Raw genomic sequence first — 18,594 nt, 5'->3', positions numbered from 1 at the left:
CATTTGAGCAAGAATATCGAACCAATCATCCTAATTGCTCACGATTAGAAGCACTAAAATATGCTGATAACAAAGTGCGCGAAACGATTCAGGAGTTAGCGAACCTTGATATCCCTAATGCGGCTTCTGTTGATGGCTCAGACTATGCCTAAATTGGCTTTTATTTTAAGAGGGAAATTTTCCCTCTTATTCTTTAACTCTCACTACACTAATGTTTATTAATTTTTATTGATGAATAAAGCTTTTATTCTCATTTTTCTAAGCATTTACAAAAGAATAACTCTAAGTTTTTCACTGCGCTGTGATATTTAGTGGTAAAGGATTAGGGTCTGCGAGTTTGATTTTGTCTTTGTTGACCTGTGCTGCATTGAACATAGCAACTTTGAGAAAAGGCGCAAGTTGATCGGTTGGGAAAGTCTCTTCTGGGTTAAAAGCCGCTTGTGTAAGCAAATATAAATAGTCAGATCTAACTACTTCTTGTCCTGCAACTTGTTGAATATTGCGCCAAAAATTGCGTTTATAATGGGGATGAGACTCTAGAAAAGCTTGAACTTGTGCAATTGTTGGAGCTAAAGCATTAATTTCTGGTCCTTCTTGATAATAATTTTTCCAACCTTGAAAAGCTTGTCGAACAAGGACTGGTAATTGAGATACTGAAAGTGTTTGTAAATTTTGTATTTGTTCGTATTCTTTATTATCAATTAATTGTACATATTCTTTAGGCGCTTTTTTCCAAAATTTTGGTTGCCATTCTTCTACCTGATTTAAAAATTCAGAAAACTCTTTCGGATTGATAGGCCGTAAATTAGATTCAGAGGCTAAAAGACGGCTCCATGTATGATACAAAAATAATAAATCGGGAGGAGCTGAAACAAAATTATCTGCTTCATTTAATACAAGCGTTTCTTTAGTTGTTTGAAAACCTGGAAGATAAGCTGTTTTTTTTAATGCATTAGCCCGTAAAAAAGAGGGAAACTGCCATAGAAAAACAGAAAATTCACGATTAGTCACATCGAGAAAAGGTTCTGCTTTTTTCTCTTGTTGCATGACTCCTTGATACCAATTCATACTGCCCCAAATCAAGGACATAACCATTGTTGCTAATACAATCCAAAGCCAAATGGGTAGCGACCTCAAACCAAGAGGTTGACCCTCTTGAATAAAATCTCCTTCGGTTAATAAAGGATTAATCGAAGGAGATTTTGTTTCAATGGTATCTTTATCAAAAGGGCCGTTATTACCTTCTGGATTCATAGATTAAAATCCGTATGAGCCTCTGAAACTTAAATAATGAGTGGCACGTTTACAAAACTGCCCATCCAAAGAATATCCATCATGATACTCTAAGAAAAGTCTAAATTTACGTCGAATACCTGAAACTTTTCCCCATTCCCATCCTAGCACATAAGTTTGGTTGATATGTTTTTTAAAATGGGATTGGTAACGGAAGTGCATACCAAAAAAAGGTTCGCTATACAAACGATTGCAGTGGTCACGATAACCCAACTGAGAAAGTCTCAATTCTAATCCTGTTTCAAGATAGAAAGGTCCTACTCTAAAAGAATCATCTTGGCAACAAACCCAACCCATTACTCCATATAATCGAATCTGCTCTTTTTGCCAAGAAACAGACAAATCGATGGCTTCAATACTTGGATTACGTCGATCAAAGTGAGGATGATTAATCAAAAACTCATCACCAATATGCGTAGAAATGTGATATCCTCTTAACCGAAGAGCCCAATTACCAAAAGCATAAGTAATGGGAATACCCACATAATAGTCAGCGTCAATAAGTGGAGCAGATTTATGCAAAGGATCAAAAATTGCCCAGACTCCCCCTTCCAACTCTAATTGAAGGTCTCCTCTAAACTTCCAAATGTCACACCAACGAAAAATAGGTAAGGTATCCCCAAATGATACATCAATCACGTTTTTAACCGTTGCCCGGTCATTAAAGCGCCAACCTACTGAATATGTTAATTGGCGGGGATCCGCCAAAAAGGGGCGAAACATTGGAGGGCCCTCAGGCAGCCAAATTCCCCAAAGATTATGAGATCTCGCATATTCAGCATCTGTTTCTGGTTCTACTGATGACCAGCAGTTTTCATTGTAAATTTCTGGATGAGCCTCTCGATAATTATCAAGTTCTTTCGAAGCTTCAATTGTTTCAGAAATTGTTGCACTTTTGCTGCTATCATTCGTTTCTTTATCAAAATTTTCTGCTAAAAGAAATGCCGAATTTAAACTCAACAAAAAGATCCAAGGCTTGATATAGCGTATCATAATTACTCTCACGCGTGTTATTAAGAATTTCTTAAAATAGATTTTACAAAATCCCCTTTAAGTCTCTATTGTTTTTTATTCAAAAGAAACTAGGGATAGCAAAATAACGAGTAATCTGCAAGTAGAACCAAAAAAATGATATGATTTTTATCATAAATTACAAAAAAGATAGGAAAAGAAGAAAATTTTTGAAGAGCCGATGCATCTACACAATCGACGGATTTACCATCGTTTTATATTAATCTGCACCGACTTAAATATTATTGTTTTTCTAGAATCGAGCAGTGGCAAGTTTTGGTTTGTTTACATTCACATACACAAACATGTTTACATCTACAACCACTTGAACAATAAGCAGTTTTGGACGTAGGATTGATATTTTCATTTTTAGCGTAAGCAGTTGACATAAATATTAATCCCCCTACTAAAAAAAATAGATTTCTCATCTTTGCCTCCTTTGTATGCAAGTTTCTCCATAACCAATTTTTTTGTTTTTTTGAATAAGTTTTAATTAAATTCCTTAATTTCTTTTAAAGCTAACTTAATTTCACCTACTTTGCTATACCCGTAAAGGAATAAACAGGAGTTTTTATGAGAATGTATGACAATGATAGGCCTCGCCAAAAACGAGGAGGGTCTTTTTTAATTGCTTTGTTGATTGCAGCCTTTGCTTTTTTTATGTATTTTACACAAACCGAAATTAACCCCATCACGGGCGAAAAACAACAAGTTGCTTTAACTACCGATCAAGAAATAAAACTTGGTTTACAATCAGCTCCGAAAATGGCAGCTCAAATGGGTGGCGAAATTTCTTCAAAGGATCCTAGATTTCAAGAAGTTCAAAGAATAGGAAAGCTGATCTTGTCCAAAACCCAAGCTAAAAAAGGTCCCTGGCAATTTAAATTTCACCTTCTCGCAGACGATAAAATGATCAACGCTTTTGCTTTACCTGGAGGACAAATCTTTATCACATTAGGATTATTAAATAAGTTACAAACGGAAGGACAATTAGCAGGGGTTTTAGCCCATGAAATGGGACATGTCATTCAACGCCATTCCGCTCAGCAAATGGCCAAAGGACAGCTCGGTCAACTTTTAGTTATGGCTACTGGAATTGGAGCTGACAACGAATCAAACCGAGGCTATCAAGCAGCCATGATTGCTAGTGTCGTTAATCAGATGTCCCAACTTCGTTATGGAAGAAAAGACGAGCTTGAAGCAGATCAATGGGGACTTAAATTAATGGAAGAAACGGGCTATCATCCAAGTGCAATGATAGAAGTGATGAAAATCTTAGAAAAGGCTTCTTCGGAAATTCATCAACCGGAATTTTTACTCACACATCCTTATCCTGAGCATCGTATTAAAATGATTACTACGTATTTAAAAAAACATCCACCCTCTCCTCATCTAACAGAAGGAAGAAAACTTAAAGATATTTTTTATCAACCTCGTATTTTCTGATAAATTTAAGCCAATGGGTACGTTAAGTTAGTTTGATAAATGACTTAGAACCTTTAGAAAGGGAGCTGGATAAAAAGAGAGAATAATAATAGCCACAAATGAGGTGGTTCCCACAATTGCCGCTGGCATAGAGTAAGGGAGTTTTTCATCACTTTTGGATTCTGAAAACAATATTCCAATAATTCGTAAGTAATAATACGAAGAAAGGATTGTTGTGAGTAACCCAACAATAACGAGTCCATAATAGCCTGCTTGAAAGGCCACTTTGAAAACATAAAATTTAGCCAAAAATCCCGCTGTAGGAGGAATACCTGCTAGTGTTAATAAACAAATAGAAAGAAGACTTGCAAGCCAAGGAGATCGACTAAATAATCCATGTAAATCTGAAAAATGAACACCTTCTTGGTTTTGATCAAGATAAGCTAAAACGGCAAAACATCCAAATGTTGCAATAGCATAAATCACAAGATAAAAAGTCAAAGCGGATAAGGCTTCTTGATTTCCTATAACAACAGGAATCATTAAAAATCCTGCGTGCGAAATGCTTGAATAGGCAAAAAAGCGACGTAATTGCATTTGTTTTAATGCGACAAAATTAGCATAAATAAGAGTTGCGTAAACTAATGTATCAATCACCTGATTCCAAGCTGAATCAAATTGTGGCAACGCTCCAAAAAATAAACGTACAAAAGCAGCAAAAACCCCCACCTTAGTCCCTACAGCCATAAATGCCGTAACCGGGTTTGAAGCCCCAGCATAAACATCTGGAGACCAAGTATGAAAAGGAACAAGAGCCGCTTTAAAAGCCAGCCCTAAAGTTATCATGGCAATTCCACTAAAAAACAAAATTTTTTCCGTAGTTAAAGAAATCGTTTGATAAGAAGAAAGTAAAACATCTAATTGTGTCGTTCCAATTGCGCCATAAACTAAAGCAATTCCATATAAGAGAAATCCAGCGACAATCGAACCCATCAAAAAATATTTAAAAGATGATTCATGAGAAATTTCCCATTTTTTCATATACCCGCATAAAACGTATAATGAGATAGAAAGTGTTTCAATTCCTAAAAATAATGTTAGGAGATCCGCAGCGGCTCCAATCAAAATTAATCCAAAAACGGCCGATTGAAGAAGAAAAAAATATTCCCCATGCGATGCTTTGAATCTTTGAAAAAATGCAGTTGCTAAAAGAGAGGCTCCAATTCCGATTACTAAGAAAAAAACAGTAAAAAATCGTGCTAAAGAATCAAAATAAATCCAAGGATTTAACAATGAGCTATGATTAGGAGAAATTCCCCCCCATACGGCGAAAATGGATAGTGTAAGTCCACCAATAGAAATAAGAGAAGACCATTTTTTGGAACAGTTCTCACTGAAACTTTCTATAAGGATAATGATTAAAGCGGTCATTAAAACAATTAATAATGGCCCGATAGAAATAAAATCGGTTAATGTCAACGTAGGATTCATTTTATCATCTCCTGAGTCAATACTTGCGATTTGGAATGATCAGCATCTAAATATTTGAGAATTCCCATGGGATATAGGCCAATCCATAAGATTAAAACGATGAGAGGAGCAACAATCAAAAATTCTTTTTTTGTTAAATCAATCCATTGAACTTGATAAGGACTTGGCTCCTCAAAATACATTTTTTGCATCCAACGAAGCATATATATCACAGAAAATACAATTGTTAAGCCTGTAAGAGCAGTCAAATAAGGGTGTTTACCAAAAAGGCCGAGGAAAATGAGTAATTCACCCACAAAATTATTAGTTCCGGGTAAAGCAATGGAAGAGAGGACAAAAAAGAATGTCAACCAGCAAAGTTTAGGCATATACTTAGCTAAGCCTTTGGATGATCCAATTATTGTAAAACCAAGTCGATTTTCTAAATAGCCTGCAACCAAAAATAGGGCCGTAATGGTAATTCCATGGTTAAAAGCTTGTAAAATAGCTCCTTTTTGGGCAATAGGATCAAAAATAAACAGGCCTATTAAAATAAAGTTCACATGGGAAAAACTTGAATAGGCAAGTAAGCGTTTAAAATCATTTTGTCTCCAAGCTGCTAAAGCTCCATATAAAACACCGGTTATTGCTAATCCAAGTAACCAGGGACTCCACTCTTTCATTACATGCGGAAAAAGGCCTAATCCAATGCGGATAATTCCATAAATACCTGCTTTAGACAGCAATCCCGATAATAAAATTGTTCCCGAAGTTGAGGCTTGGTAATAAGTATCAGGAAGCCAAGCATGAAAAGGAAACAGGGGTGTTTTCACTGCAAAAGCTAATAAGAATGCTGCTGCAATTAAATTAACATAAGGATAAGAAGATTCCTGAGTTGACAATTGGGCTAAATCAAAAGTTCCAAAAAGAAAATAAAGAGCTAATACGGCAGCTATCATTAAAGCCGATCCTGCAAACATATAAACAATAAACTTAATAGCTGCTTCATGACGTTTACTTCCTCCCCACATATTCATTAAAAAATAAATAGGTAATAACATCGCCTCCCAAAAGATTGTAAAAAAGACAAGATCACGCGTCATGAAAAAACCACCCAATAATCCCTGTAAAAATAAAATTAATCCATAAAACAGCTTAGGATGTGACAATTTTTCACTATTTACATTCATAAAAACAATCGGGATGATGATTGCTGTTAAATATAAAAAAAGAAGAGAAATAGAGTCGATTTCAAGTGAAAAAGTAATAGATAAAAGGGCAAACCACTCATATTGAAAAAAAGATCCTATCCAAACAAAATGGTTACCTAAAAGGAAGAAAAAAGGAATTAAACTCAATCCCAATGAAGCCCATTTTAAATGTTTTTTCTCATTAATTGGTAGGATTCCTATTAAAATCGAAGAGACAAAAGGTATTAAAAATAACCAAAACAAGTTAGGCATGGAATCCCTCAATAATAAAATAAACAATCAATACACCAGCCCCTGTTACCATCCAAGCAATATATGAACGTACTTGGCCATTTTGAAATTTCTGTAACAATCCAGCTGTTTTTTGAACAACGTTTGTTGCCAATAAAAGAGAGCCGTTAATGGCATGTGCTTCTACTTTACCTACAATAAAAGAAGCTAAAATTCTTAAGGGATTGACAATTAAGCTTCGATAAAGCTTTTCGACATAAAAAGAATTTTTCAAAAAAACAATAGAATTTCCAAGATGTTTATAATAGCGTGTGTAAATAAATGCAGTCATAATAACACCAATTATCGATCCTAACATAGCTATTAAACCTGTCGCAGATAAGTGAAGACCGGTACTAAGATTTTTCTCTATAGCACTAATCCCGATCTCTTCTAAAAATTTTATTAAAGCAGGAGTAGAGTAGAACCTGAAACCTAAAAATCCCCCAACTACTGAGAGTAAACCTAAAATAGACACAGGAATTACCATCATAGCGGGCGCTTCTTGAACTTGACTAAGTTCTTGTTGAGTAGAACGGGGTTCGCCGTGAAATGTTAAACAATAAACCCGTAGCATGTACACACCCGTTAAAAGAGAAGCTACTAAACCCATACTAAAAAGCAAATGAGAACCCGATAAATATCCCAATTCTAAGATAAGATCTTTACTAAAGAATCCAGCAAATGGAAAAACTCCAGCTAAAGATAAAGCTCCTATTAAAAATAACCATCGCGTTTTAGTGAAGATTTTTGATAATCCTCCCATCTTTTCTAATGCAGTTGTGTCATGCATCATGTGAACAACATTTCCGGCAGAAAGAAAAAGAAGTGCCTTCACAAATGCGTGAATAGTCAAGTGAAACATTGCTGCATAGTAAGCTCCAATCCCGCAAGCTAAAAACATTAAGCCAAGCTGGCTCACTGTCGAATAGGCAAGGACTCGTTTTAAATCTGTTTGAGCTAAGGCACAAAGCCCTGCAAAAAGAGCTGTCATTCCCCCTACTATTCCAACAACATGCAGAGTTAATGGAGATAAGTCAAACAAAGTGTGAGTTCGAACAATCAAATAAATTCCCGCTGTTACCATTGTAGCAGCATGAATTAATGCAGAAACAGGAGTTGGGCCTTCCATCGCATCTGGGAGCCAGTGATAGAGTGGCAATTGTGCAGACTTCCCCGTCGCTCCCCAAAAATAAAGCAAAGTCATGACAGTGATAATAGGAGCTCCGATTGAAAAAGTTTGCTTAGCTAATTGTGAAATTAAAGCAATATCAGTCGTTCCAAATGTATGAAGCGTTAATAATAATCCTAATAAAAAACCTAAATCTCCAATTCGATTCACAACAAAAGCCTTAGTTGCTGCTTTTGCTGCAGATGGCTTCTGATACCAAAATCCAATCAAAAGATAAGAAGCCAGTCCAACACCTTCCCAACCAATAAAAAGCATTAATAAATCACCCGCTAGAACGAGTAGCAACATTGCAAAAATAAAAAAATTCAAACAAGCAAAATAGCGGGTAAAATCCTTTTCATGATCCATATAACCTACGGAGTATAGATGAATCAAAAATCCAACTCCCGTAATGATTAGGGTCATTAATAAGGAAAGTGAATCAAGGTGCCAACTAAAATTCACTTGGATCCCATTTAATGTTAACCATTGATATAAAGGAAATGTTTGAGAATTCATTCCCGCATGAACATAAAAATAAAGTTCTCCTAAAAAAATCAGAAAGGCTAATAAAATCGTACTGCAACCGATAAAAGATGTCGTAGATCGACTGAGTCGCTGAGAATTTGTAAATAAAATCAAAAAACCTATTAAAGGTAAAAAGAGACCGAGTCCGACCATTTGCCACATATCAACCCCTCAGCAAATTATATTGATCAACGTCAACAACTTGCTTTGATCTAAACATATTAATGATAATAGCAAGGCCGACAGCAGCTTCAGCTGCAGCAACCACTAATACAAAAAACACCCAAATAAGGCCTGTCTCATTTCCCCAATGCGCAGCAAAAGCAACAAAAAGCAAATTAGCCGCATTCAACATTAATTCCACACACATAAAAACAATTAGGGCATTTCGCTTAATTAAAATGCCAATGATGCCAAAGGTAAACATGGCCATACTAATAAAAAGGCTAAAAAGAATATCCATTATCGTTCCTTTCTTCCAATATAAAGGGCTCCAATCACAGCGATCAAAAAAATAAGAATGACTGCTTCAAAAGGGAAAAAAAAATTTACATAAAGTAAGTGACCTAAAGAATGAGCAGTTCCAAAACCTTCTGGCAAGCTTTTTGTTGAGGTAGAGAGTTCGGAGAGATAATAACTCAAAAATCCAAAAGCAAATAAAAAAGCTGCTATTGCTAAAATCGAAATCGAAGATTTACTTTGAGCTACAAATTGGTGAATTTGATTATGGGCATCTTGAAATAAAACAATAACAAACATAAAAATAACCAAAATGGCTCCTGCATAAACCAAAACTTGCATAGCAGCAATAAATTGAGCAGATAATTCGACATACAGGGCGGCTAAAGAAAGTAAGGCTAGCAGAAAACATAAACTTGCTTGAATAGGTTTTGATGTGAGAAGAATTCCGAAAGAAGAGATTAAAAGTAAAATTCCAAAAATCCATTGTTCAGGTGAAGCTAAAGAGGTCATCATGACTTAAATCTCCCTACTAGGATCGCGTCCGGATTCTCCGGGTGTTTTCTCTGTTAATCGATCTTTGGTATAAATCATATCTTCTCTAGTGTAGGCTGAAAGTTCATATTGATTACTTAAAACAATTGCTCCAGTTGGACAAGCTTCTTCACAATAACCACAAAAAATGCATCGCAACATATTAATCTGAAAATCAGAAGCATACCGCTCCCCATGAGAATGAATATGACCCGGTTCATTAGCAGCTGGTTTCACATAAATAGCCTGGGCTGGGCAAACGATAGCACAAAGTTCGCAACCAACACATCTTTCTAAACCATCATTCCATTTTGTTAAATAATGCCTACCTCGAGATCTGGCTGGTAAAATTCGTTTTTCTTCAGGATAACGCAGTGTAACCGGGGTTTGAAAAGCGTGTTTTAAAACGATAATCAACCCTTTCATCATCGTGATAACTTTGTATATAGTTGTTCTCATGCTACACCAATGTAAAGTATGCGGTTATAATTAGATTTAAGATGGCAATGGGAATCAACACCTTCCATCCAAAGCTCATGAGTTGATCATAGCGAAAACGAGGCATCGTTGCTCGCACCCACATGAAAATAAAAACAAAAATAGCGACTTTTAACCCAAACCAAAGAATAGGAATATCTCCAGGTCCATGCCATCCTCCAAAAAAGAGGGTCGTTATAATAGCAGATACGGCTAAAATATTGATGTATTCTCCAAGAAAAAAAGCGGCAAATTTCATTCCCCCATATTCTGTATGATAACCTGCTGTTAATTCTTGCTCAGCCTCAGGAAGATCAAATGGGGCCCGATTGGTTTCAGCAAAGGAAGTAATAAAATAAATGATAAAACTAATCGGATTTGTCCAAATCAACCAATGATTTTGTTGCAATTCAACAATTTCCCGTAAACTCAATGTACCAGTTGATAAAACAACAGTTAGCAAAGAAAGCCCCATTGGAATTTCGTAACTGATCATTTGAGCAGTTCCTCTTAATCCTCCAATGAGTGAATAACGATTATTCGAAGCCCAGCCAGCTAAAACAACTCCGTAGACCGCTAAAGAAGAAAAAGCTAATAAAAAAACAACTCCAACGTTTATGTCGGCAATTTGTAAATAAATAAGCCGACCTGCAATTTCTACTACACCCCCAAATGGAATCAATACGAAAATAAACAGTGCTGTAAATAAGGAGATGCCGGGAGCAAGCCAATAAACAAATGTTTCTACATTAGCTGGTTGAAAACGTTCTTTGCATAATAATTTAATTCCATCAGCGAGGGGCTGAAAAAGGCCAAAAGGACCTACTCTCACAGGCCCCATTCTTAGTTGAAGACGAGCCATGACAATACGTTCTAAAAATGTCATATAGGCAGCTGCTGTAAATAATAAAAGAATGACAATAGCACTTTTAATAAGAATGATGATTAAGTCGTCAATCATAGAGACTCTTCTTTTTGTGATTCAATTAGTTGAATATCAATTGGCAATCCATTGATAAGGTTACTATCTAAATCATGAGCGGAAATAAGGTCAAATCCTAAAGGAATAATCACTGTCTGTTCCGCTACATTTCCATCCCATTTTATTTTTGCCTGAAGAGATCCTTTATTTGTCGTCAAACGAACTGTATCACCCTGCATGATTCCTCTCTTTTTAGCCTCGTTTGGATGCATTCGTAAACGAGGTTCTTTAACCAACTGAATGAGATGAGGATCATGTTTCATGCGAATCCCTTCATCAAATAAAGCAGGGGCAAATACAGCTTTTAACTTTTCATTAGAGACGGACTCGGATAGCGGCAATGATGTTCTCAATTCACAGGTATGAAATACCTTGGTTTGAGAAAGAGCATCTAAAAAAGCAGGTTCAAAAGACAATTGAATTCCCAGTTTTTCTGCGATAGCCATAAAAATCGATGCATCACTAAAGCTATTTTCAGGAATTTCTTTTCCTTGATGCAGTGTCTGAATTCTGTTTTCGATATTAATAAATGTCCCTGATTTTTCAATAAATGATAGTGAAGGCAGCACAACATCAGCATCTAATGCTGTTTCCGTTAAAAACAAATCTTGCACAACCATAAATTTTATATTTTCCCGAGCAGATCGCCACAGTTTTGCTGGATATTTCTTGGCAAGATTAGCGCCAACCACATAAAGAAATTCCCAATCTTTTTTAGCAGCTGCTTCGAGAATAGCTAAAGTATGTAATCCGGGTTCTTCAATCTTTTGATTTAAAGGTCCTAAATCAGGCCGCATTCCAGCAAACCTGGCTCCCTGTGAATTCCCTGAACCTTCTAAGAGATTCAAGGTTAGATTAGAGTGTGACTGTCGGAATGACCATAGCTTGTCTAATATCAATGGTCTATTGAAATTTATCAAATATTGTTGTCCAACAAATATCGCTCCTGATTTTCCTTGAGAAACCCATTCTTCAATAAGAGGTAAGTTCTCATCCCAATTCTCTAGTTCTTTTCCTGGCGGATGTAAAACTATTTTTGTTAAATAACTCGCTATTTCGGGGGAAAAATTCCCCATAAATAAAACTTTGGCTCCTTTGTTAATCGCTTGTTTTAAGCGAAGCCAAATAAGGGGAAATTCTTCTGTTAAGTCTAATCCTAACAAGATCACAAATGAAAGAGATTCGCATTCACCAAGAGAAATTTCCATCCCTGGAGATAATCTTTCTTGCTCAGAATCAAAATGAGGAGTTCCAATTCGATGGTCAACATGATTTGCCTCTGCAACTTCACGAATTAACCGTTGAAAAAGATAATTTTCTTCCGTTGTTAAAGGATTTCCCCCTAATCCCGCAATTTTTTTTGTTGGTTTTGCAAATTTAATTTGAGAAACGATTAAATTTAAAGCTTCTTCCCAACTAGCAGGAGTTAATTTTCCATCTTTTCGAATTAAAGGCTGTTGTAAGCGATGTGCGTTAGAAACAAATTCATAACCAAACCAACCTTTATCGCAAAGCCAGATATCATTGACTAATTTATTTTCTCTCGAACGGGTCCGAACAATTTGTCCATCTCTCGAATCAATGTTTAAACTACATCCTACAGGACATAATGTACAAGTACTAGGAATAGAATGGTTGTCCCATGGTCTAGCTCGGAATCTATAAACTTGACTCGTTAAAGCACCAACTGGACAAATAGAAATGGTATTCCCAATAAATTTAGATTCCACAAGACGATTGCCCGGTGTACCTACTTCAGTTCGAAAACCACGTTCTTTCATTTCTAAAGCATGATCGCCCGCAACAATATCACCAAATCGTGTACAACGGGCACACACAATACAACGTTCCCGATCTAACATTAAAGTTGGTCCTAGAGGAAGAGCTTTAGTAAAATGTCTTTTTTCTTCGTAAAATCGGCTTTCTCCAGGCCCATGTTTTAAAGTTTGATCTTGCAGAGGACATTCTCCCCCTTTATCGCAAATAGGGCAATCTAAAGGATGATTAATGAGTAAAAGTTCTAAAATTCCTTCCCGTCCCTCTTTTGCAACAGTACTTTGCGTTTTTACAACCATTCCTTCAGCTACTTCTAATGCGCATGACGCTTGCAATTTATTCATTTTTTCCACTTCTACCAAACACATTCGACAAGCACCAAAAGGGGGCATGCGATCTTGGTAACAAAAAATAGGAATGTCAATGCCTAGTTGTTTGGCGGCATGATAAACAGTTGTTCCCTTTGGAACACTCAATTCCTTTCCATCGATTGTTAAGTTAATCATCATTTCCACAGTCACTACCTACAAATAAGGATAAGTAATTTTCATTTCAGGAGGTTTATCAGCATGAATGTTACGCATAATATAAGATTCAAATTCGCCTCTGAATTCTCTAATCGCACTGACAATTGGAAGAGCAGCTCCTGGAGCCAACGGACAAAACGAATCCATTTCCATTTGTTGACAAATTCGCTCTATCGTTTTTAAATCCCCAACTGTTCCCCTACCCGCTAAGATACGAGTAAGGATTTGTTTTGTCCAACGTGTCCCTTCGCGACAAGGAGTACATTTTCCACAAGACTCATTTTGATAAAATTCCATCAAACGATTGGCAACTTTCACCATATCCGTCGAATCATCCATAACAATAATTGATGCTGTTCCCAACATAGATTTTTTTGCTGCAACACTATCAAAATCCATAGGAGTATCTAAATCCCGTTCAGTCAATAATGAACAAGATGATCCCCCTGGATAACAAGCTTTAAATTGATGACCTGGTAGCATCCAACCAGCTCTTTCTAAAACTTCTTTTAAAGGAATTCCCAAAGGAAACTCAAAACATCCTGGATTTTGAACATGACCACTAACTTGGAAGATTTTTGTTCCTGTATTTTTTGGTTTACCAATACTTTGATACCATTCAACTCCACGATTCACAATGTGAACAACGTTACATAATGTTTCAACATTATTAACGATAGTCGGTTTTTCATATAAGCCAGAAACTGCTGGAAAAGGGGGTTTTAAACGAGGAGTTGCACGATAGCCTTCAAGTGAATTCAATTGAGCAGTTTCTTCGCCTGCAATATAGGCTCCTGCGCCTGGATGAACAATAATACTAACAGAAAAATTTGCTTCTCCTAATGGAGATTCTAAATAACCTCTTTTTTTAGCTTCTTGAATAGCTAATCGCAACTTTTTATTTCCTTCAAAAAATTCTCCTCTGCAATAAATAAAAGCCTGCTTTGCCCCTATTGCGTAACAAGCTAAAATTATCCCTTCAATTAATTGATGAGGATCATTTTCAATGATATATCGATCTTTAAATGTTCCAGGTTCACTTTCATCACAATTGCAAACGAGATATTTAGGAATTTGACAATCTTTGGGGACAAAACTCCATTTCAAGCCTGTTTGGAAACCACCTCCACCTCTACCTCTCAACCAAGATTGTTTTACCATTTCAATTAGCTGATCCGAGGAAATAGAAGAAATTGCTTTTTTGAGTGCTTGATAACCGCCATTACGCTCATAAGTTTCGATCTTACATTGATGTGGATCATCCATGTAAGCTGTTAAAATACGCATTTCAGACATCTTCTACCTCCTCAATGGTAATCGGAGAATGATGGCCAGAGCTTTGTTTGGCTTTTTGAATGTAAGCATCGATTTGTGTGATTTCTACTGGTCCAATGACTTTATCATCAACAATCATCACTGGAGCTTTATCACAAGCAGCTAAACATTCCGAAGCAATCACTGTAAACTCACCGTCCTGAGTCGTTTCACCTGGAGAGATATGCATTTTTTGACATAATCTCGCTAGAAATCCATCAGCACCTCTTAACATGCAAGAAATATTCTTGCAAACATGAATCACATGTTTTCCGACAGGTTCTTCAAAAAACATATCATAAAAAGTGACAATAGAATTAACTTCACTTGGTTCCAAATCAAATAAGAAGGCAAGTTCATTTTGAACTTCAAGCGGTAAATATCCTTTTTCAGCTTGTGCTAAATGAAGGGCTGGAATAAGAGCTGAGCGTTTATTTGGATATAGATTCTGTAATTTTAAGATAGCCTGTTTTGTTTCTTCGGTAAGCATTAGCGATCTACGTCTCCAAGTATAGGGTCAACACTAGCAATAGCAACAACAACATCTGAAATGACATGGCCTCGTAAAACCTTTTTTAACACTTCAACATGAGAAAATGAAGGTGAGCGAACTCTTAACCGATACGGTTTAGGTGTCCCGTCGCTAATCACATAATGACCCAGTTCTCCTCTAGCAGATTCTACACAATTATAAACTGAACCAACAGGAGGATGAAGGCCTTCGGAAATCAATTTAAATTGATGAATGACAGCTTCCATGCTTCGGGCTAACTCCTTTCGAGGGGGCAAGGCAACTTTGCGATCATTTGTTAACACAACACCTGGTTTTAAGCGTGCAATAGCCTGTTCAATGATAGAAATACTTTGTAGCATCTCTTCCATACGAACAAGGTAACGTGCATAAGAATCTCCATCGATATGCGTTGGTATATCGAAATTGTAATTTTCATATCCTAAATAAGGATAAGCTTTGCGGATATCATAAGAAATACCGGATGCGCGAAGCACAGGACCTGTACACATATATTGCTTACAAATCTCTTGATCAATGACAGCAACACCTTGTAAGCGTTTACACCAAACAAAATTATCTGTTAAAAGCCTATCCAACTCTTTCCAAATTTTTTGAAAACCAGAGATAAATTCTTTTAAATGAGAAATAAAATCAGAATTTAAGTCTTTTGCTAATCCGCCGATTCTCCACAAGGAAGGAAACATTCTGGCACCAGAAACTTGTTCAAATAGGTCTAAAATTTTTTCCCTTTCTGCAAAGCTATACATAAAAACTGAAGACATATTCAATTCTAAAGCACTTGTTCCAGCCCATAAAAGATGACTTGCTATTCGCGATAATTCTAAAAGAATAATGCGAATCGTTTGAGCACGTTCTGGAACCTCAATATTCATTAAACGTTCGAGAGCACCCGCAAAAGCTTGTTCTTCTGCTGGGCCTGACAAATAGTCTAAACGATCAACTAAAGTAAAAACCTGATGATAGGTGCGGCTTTCACACTCTTTTTCTACTCCGGTATGTAAATAGCCAATCACAGGATCACAAGATAACACAACCTCTCCTTCAAGGCGCAATTTTAAACGTAATACACCGTGAGTAGAAGGATGTTGCGGGCCCAAATTGAGCTCCATGACATCACCGGACTCTTCAAGTTCTTTAAGGCGCTCTTTACTTACTTTTGTCATAAGAAATAATCTGTGAAGGTACTTTCGGTTTTACATTATTTTTAAATTGAACAACTTCTTCAGTTAATGCATAGTCACGTAACATTGGATGTCCTAACCAATGATCAGGCATCAGAAGACGGCTTAAATCTGGATGTCCCTTAAATTCAACTCCAAACATATCAAATAATTCTCTCTCATACCAGTTCGCTCCTTCCCACAAATCTGTAACAGTCGGAAGCATTTCGCCTCTTTCAATCGTAATCCCTATGCGAATTCGATCTAGCCGGGAAAAATTTTGTAAAAAATAAAGAATTTGTGTTCGTTTAACTGGAAATAAATAATCAACCGCAGTTAAGTCCATTAATACTTCAAACTGGCAATCTTCATGATTTTTTAAAAAATTTAATATCGTTTTTAACCCACCTCGATTAACTTCAAAAGTCGTTTCACCAAATTCTAGAGTTTGATTCAAAATGAATGCTTGAAAGTTTTTTTTTATGTGATCTAAAACAATTTGAGACGTCATAGATGTCTTTTCCCTTTTTTAGAAGAGTCTCCATATTTAATTTTATTTTGCAGCATGATTAACGCATCTATTAATGCCTCTGGACGAGGAGGGCAGCCTGCTAAATAAACATCGACGGGTACAAGTTTATCGACACCTTGAATGATAGCATAGTTATTATAAACTCCTCCGCAGGAAGCACAATCTCCCATAGCAATAACCCATTTAGGTTCTAGCATTTGTTCATAGATTGTTTGAAGAACGGGTGCCATTTTTTGACTGACTCGCCCTGCGACAATCATAACATCGCTTTGTCGAGGAGACGCTCTAAAGACCTCCATACCGAAACGAGCCAGATCATAACGACTTGCTGCCGTCGACATCATTTCGATCGCACAGCAAGCAAGCCCAAATTGAGCTGGCCAAAGTGAATTACTGCGTGCCCAATTGACTAGTTTTTCTAGTGGGGCAATGAGAAACGGTGTTTTTTCCTGTTGATGATTCATTCCCATTCCAAACCTCGTTTACGCCATACATAAATAAATCCTACAACAAGTGTCAGCAGGAAAAATGTCATTTCATAAAAAGCAAAAGATCCTATTTGTTTACCCACCACTGCCCAGGGGTAAAGAAAAATGACTTCGATATCAAAGACTAAAAACATTAGAGCGACTAAATAGTGTCTAAGGGGGAAACGCTTTTCCAAAAGATGGGTTTCCGTTTGGATACCGGATTCATAAGGCATAAACTTAACTTGACTCGTTTTCTTGGAAGGAAAAAGGCCGGATAAGCCTATCACTATCAAAGTAACGAGAAAAACAACTCCGAAGTAAATATATATAGGAAAATTTTCTGACACTAACAAAATCCTTCCCTTGAATGATTGGCTATTCTTGTTGCTTGCAGTAATTAATCATGCCTAAAGTTTGCAAAAAAAAATTATACATAACAGTATCGATGACTCGTGTCAATTGTTTTAATTTAATTTTTAAATTACACATTTCAATTTTTTATTTACAATCTGGACTTGTGAAAATTAGTCCCTTAGTACAAAATCGATTTGATTCACAATCAAAATTCATAAAACAGTTCTGCTTTAAAGAAACATCGCTAGAGAAGTATTGTTTAGGATCAATGTTACTACTAATAGTACTAATCATGTCACGGCTTCTCAGTATAATGTAAACTAGAGCATAAACAGCACAAGCCCATGAGGGCTTCTTTTTCAAAATGGCAGTTTAGCAAGCATTAGCCAAATTTTGCAAAGTAGAGAAATCAAATTTACGACTCAAAACATTCTCGATATGAGCAGCAATGCTTTTGAAAGATTGGCCTCCAAGTGGCATAACTCTTCTTCTCGAAACCAAAAAAGATAACTCATTTGTGGTAAAAACAATTTTGATTAGGCAAAAAGCAGATGCAGATTTTGAAGAAAGTTTTCATCAACGGTTGAGAGCTACCAAGAAAAATTGGCATGAAAAATCAAAAAAATAATTTAATGTTATTGTTGAAGGAAACCTAAAAATTACCTTCTTTTAACTAGTAAGATGTATAAAGGATACTGCAAGTCAATGGATTGAAAAGGTATTTAAAGAAACTCTTCAGCCTGATAAGAAGTAGGAAGAAACTCAACAAGTTTTAACGAAAAACGAGATAAACAAGCTCAAATAACCCAAATCGAAAAAGAAGATAACCAGCAATAAACGCTCCAAATTGCCGTTTCAGACAAACAATATTTAGAAACTAATATCTCTGCTTCTTGAGAACTTTTTAACTTATGTGCATCGCAAACAAAATTCCTCTCTTCGACGCCACAAATATTAACTAACCTGAATTTTGGGTTTTTAGGCAGCCATTAACAATAAGCGATGCTGCTCTGCTAAGTTTATCGATGGCTTTTTAGGTTGGTGAGTATAAGCAATAATCCCAGCTAATAGATTAATTAAAAAATTTCCGGCATT

The 18,594-nt window shown here is 36.3% G+C and carries 18 protein-coding genes and 1 pseudogene; 2 read left to right on the top strand and 17 right to left on the bottom strand.

Going from position 1 to position 18,594, the window contains the following annotated elements; translation table 11 throughout:
- Window positions 1–291 precede the first annotated feature (291 nt).
- The 3 genes from BU804_RS10355 to BU804_RS10345 form a co-directional block, all read right to left on the bottom strand.
- Window positions 292–1,254, bottom strand: coding sequence for a hypothetical protein (locus tag BU804_RS10355; RefSeq protein ID WP_075884001.1), 963 nt, complete (start codon window positions 1,252–1,254; stop codon window positions 292–294).
- Window positions 1,255–1,257: 3 nt separating this feature from the next.
- Complete coding sequence (locus BU804_RS10350) at window positions 1,258–2,286, bottom strand: DUF1207 domain-containing protein (protein ID WP_075884000.1); 1,029 nt, start codon at window positions 2,284–2,286, stop codon at window positions 1,258–1,260.
- A 260-nt stretch (window positions 2,287–2,546) separates the two neighbouring features.
- Complete coding sequence (locus BU804_RS10345) at window positions 2,547–2,732, bottom strand: hypothetical protein (protein WP_075883999.1); 186 nt, start codon at window positions 2,730–2,732, stop codon at window positions 2,547–2,549.
- Between the two features lie 145 nt (window positions 2,733–2,877).
- Between BU804_RS10345 and BU804_RS10340 the strand changes: the two genes are divergently transcribed.
- Window positions 2,878–3,750: a M48 family metalloprotease gene (locus BU804_RS10340; protein WP_075883998.1), complete on the top strand. Its 873-nt coding sequence runs from the start codon at window positions 2,878–2,880 to the stop codon at window positions 3,748–3,750.
- 27 nt (window positions 3,751–3,777) lie between these two features.
- Here the strand turns inward: BU804_RS10340 and BU804_RS10335 are convergent, their stop codons facing one another.
- The 14 genes and pseudogenes from BU804_RS10335 to BU804_RS10270 all read right to left on the bottom strand — a co-directional run bounded on the left by BU804_RS10335 (window position 3,778) and on the right by BU804_RS10270 (window position 17,492).
- Complete coding sequence (locus tag BU804_RS10335) at window positions 3,778–5,220, bottom strand: NADH-quinone oxidoreductase subunit N (RefSeq protein ID WP_075883997.1); 1,443 nt, start codon at window positions 5,218–5,220, stop codon at window positions 3,778–3,780.
- Entirely contained in the window at window positions 5,217–6,662 is a 1,446-nt protein-coding gene (locus BU804_RS10330) for a complex I subunit 4 family protein (RefSeq protein ID WP_075883996.1), read from the bottom strand. Before BU804_RS10330 ends, BU804_RS10335 begins: the two co-directional genes overlap by 4 nt.
- On the bottom strand, window positions 6,655–8,541 hold the full coding sequence (gene nuoL / locus BU804_RS10325; RefSeq protein WP_075883995.1) for an NADH-quinone oxidoreductase subunit L: 1,887 nt from the start codon (window positions 8,539–8,541) through the stop codon (window positions 6,655–6,657). Before nuoL ends, BU804_RS10330 begins: the two co-directional genes overlap by 8 nt.
- A gap of 1 nt (window position 8,542) precedes the next feature.
- Entirely contained in the window at window positions 8,543–8,842 is a 300-nt protein-coding gene (nuoK, locus tag BU804_RS10320; protein WP_011175119.1) for an NADH-quinone oxidoreductase subunit NuoK, read from the bottom strand.
- Window positions 8,842–9,354: an NADH-quinone oxidoreductase subunit J family protein gene (locus tag BU804_RS10315; protein WP_193427260.1), complete on the bottom strand. Its 513-nt coding sequence runs from the start codon at window positions 9,352–9,354 to the stop codon at window positions 8,842–8,844. The genes nuoK and BU804_RS10315 overlap by 1 nt, the downstream gene beginning before the upstream one ends.
- Window positions 9,355–9,357: 3 nt before the next feature.
- On the bottom strand, window positions 9,358–9,831 hold the full coding sequence (gene nuoI / locus BU804_RS10310) for an NADH-quinone oxidoreductase subunit NuoI (protein WP_075883994.1): 474 nt from the start codon (window positions 9,829–9,831) through the stop codon (window positions 9,358–9,360).
- A gap of 1 nt (window position 9,832) precedes the next feature.
- Entirely contained in the window at window positions 9,833–10,810 is a 978-nt protein-coding gene (gene nuoH / locus BU804_RS10305) for an NADH-quinone oxidoreductase subunit NuoH (RefSeq protein ID WP_075883993.1), read from the bottom strand.
- Window positions 10,807–13,116 (bottom strand): NADH-quinone oxidoreductase subunit NuoG, encoded by a 2,310-nt coding sequence (gene nuoG, locus BU804_RS10300; protein WP_075884002.1) that lies wholly within the window; start codon window positions 13,114–13,116, stop codon window positions 10,807–10,809. The genes nuoH and nuoG overlap by 4 nt, the downstream gene beginning before the upstream one ends.
- 15 nt (window positions 13,117–13,131) lie before the next feature.
- Complete coding sequence (gene nuoF, locus BU804_RS10295) at window positions 13,132–14,430, bottom strand: NADH-quinone oxidoreductase subunit NuoF (protein ID WP_042281647.1); 1,299 nt, start codon at window positions 14,428–14,430, stop codon at window positions 13,132–13,134.
- A complete protein-coding gene (nuoE, locus tag BU804_RS10290) occupies window positions 14,423–14,938 on the bottom strand; it encodes an NADH-quinone oxidoreductase subunit NuoE (protein ID WP_075883992.1) in 516 nt (171 codons plus the stop codon). The genes nuoF and nuoE overlap by 8 nt, the downstream gene beginning before the upstream one ends.
- Window positions 14,938–16,146: an NADH dehydrogenase (quinone) subunit D gene (gene nuoD, locus BU804_RS10285; protein WP_011175112.1), complete on the bottom strand. Its 1,209-nt coding sequence runs from the start codon at window positions 16,144–16,146 to the stop codon at window positions 14,938–14,940. The genes nuoE and nuoD overlap by 1 nt, the downstream gene beginning before the upstream one ends.
- Complete coding sequence (locus BU804_RS10280) at window positions 16,130–16,654, bottom strand: NADH-quinone oxidoreductase subunit C (protein WP_075883991.1); 525 nt, start codon at window positions 16,652–16,654, stop codon at window positions 16,130–16,132. Before BU804_RS10280 ends, nuoD begins: the two co-directional genes overlap by 17 nt.
- A gap of 14 nt (window positions 16,655–16,668) precedes the next feature.
- Window positions 16,669–17,139, bottom strand: a pseudogene (locus BU804_RS10275) (NADH-quinone oxidoreductase subunit B); the annotation flags it as partial.
- Window positions 17,136–17,492 (bottom strand): NADH-quinone oxidoreductase subunit A, encoded by a 357-nt coding sequence (locus tag BU804_RS10270; protein WP_042281656.1) that lies wholly within the window; start codon window positions 17,490–17,492, stop codon window positions 17,136–17,138. The pseudogene BU804_RS10275 and the gene BU804_RS10270, both read right to left, overlap by 4 nt.
- Window positions 17,493–17,953: 461 nt before the next feature.
- Between BU804_RS10270 and BU804_RS13600 the strand changes: the two genes are divergently transcribed.
- On the top strand, window positions 17,954–18,127 hold the full coding sequence (locus BU804_RS13600; protein WP_158025057.1) for a hypothetical protein: 174 nt from the start codon (window positions 17,954–17,956) through the stop codon (window positions 18,125–18,127).
- The last annotated feature ends 467 nt before the right edge of the window (window positions 18,128–18,594 follow it).

It is taken from the genome of Candidatus Protochlamydia sp. W-9 (assembly GCF_001950615.1).
Taxonomy (GTDB): domain Bacteria; phylum Chlamydiota; class Chlamydiia; order Chlamydiales; family Parachlamydiaceae; genus Protochlamydia; species Protochlamydia amoebophila.
Note: the sequence above shows the minus strand (reverse complement) of the source record. Positions and strands in the feature narration are given on the sequence as shown.